We start from the raw sequence: 1,197 nt of genomic DNA, 5'->3' as shown, positions 1-1,197 counted from the left end.
ATGAGATTCGATGATGTTATGACAATAGCCGAAGCAAGCGAACGCTTCGGTCGTGCAGCAAGTACACTTAAGCAGGCGTGCCTATCTGGTCGCCTGGTTGAAGGTGAAGAATGCCGCAAATCCGGCGGCGTATTGTTAGTAACCAAACAAGGCTTGGAACGGCTTTACGGAAAGGAACATCCGACACAGACATACTATTTCGCCGAATTCCAGAACGCCGGCAGTTATAGGCAAGCGGAAAAACTCAAGGCTTGTAGCCTTCGAGCTGCAAAGCGTGAAGCAAGTATGCGGCAGGCATTTTACGGTACTGTCCTTGAAATCGGTTGCGAGGTAAACGAAGACGGGTTCATTTTAAATCCCGTCGCTAGAAAAGAAGTAGGGAAGCAATGGAAAGATGTTGAAGTCAAGTAAACCGCAAGTGACTTATTAAAAATACCATTATTAAACACATAAAAATTCACTTAGTGCTGCTGCTATGTTTGACAACATTTTGACAACATTGTTGTCAAAAATATAGTAAGTTATATGGAAATATAAAGAGTGAAAATGGCTTGATAGTGCAAATATCGAGTTATATAGCTACTCTTAAAAACGTGTTTAACGGACGCGCTACTTTGAGGGGGTAGTGAACGTAAGTTCGTATGGGGTCAAGTCCCATCGACCGCACCATAAGTAAATAAGCGCTTCTCGAGAGATTCGGAAAACGTTCTTTTTTGTGTGCTGTAATAAAACGGGAGTTATAGGATACTTCATATCGGTTTTAACAGTAATACATCCGGAAGAATAAAGGTTGAGTAGAATATATACTTGCTTATGTATAAAGAAACGGAATGGATATTAATTACTGAATGATAATGAAGAAAGATCATAAATAAATTATAATATAAATGTGATATATTTGTAATTAATAATAGTAACGGAGGTTTGAGAGGAAGATGATAAGAAAGAATACTTTATTAGCCGTAAGTATCTTGTGCGCAGTAAACGGATGGGGTATGGCGGCTAATAGCTTGAATATAGGTGAAAATAGTGTAGTAACCGGGGATAATTCCGTAGTAGGAGGAAAAAATTCCAGTGTCAACGGGAATAATTCTATTGCTTTCGGAGAAGGAGCTAAAGTTACGGAATCCAGCGTCTTTGCAATCGGAAAGAGAGCGGAAGTTTTAAAAGAAAACAGTCTTGCTATAGGTAATAATA

Annotated in this window: 1 protein-coding gene and 1 pseudogene; both read left to right on the top strand. The window is 39.2% G+C overall.

What is annotated here, in order from left to right; genetic code table 11:
- A partial coding sequence (locus tag PGX78_RS09460) for a helix-turn-helix domain-containing protein (protein WP_333523809.1) occupies positions 1 to 411 on the top strand: 411 nt, incomplete at its 5' end.
- Positions 412 to 935: 524 nt separating this feature from the next.
- Positions 936 to 1,197 (top strand): annotated as a pseudogene (locus PGX78_RS01265) (YadA-like family protein); the annotation flags it as partial.

Source organism: Megasphaera sp. AF13-6AC, from assembly GCF_027685385.1.
In the GTDB taxonomy this organism is placed as follows: Bacteria; Bacillota; Negativicutes; order Veillonellales; family Megasphaeraceae; genus Megasphaera; species Megasphaera micronuciformis.
Note: the sequence above shows the minus strand (reverse complement) of the source record. Positions and strands in the feature narration are given on the sequence as shown.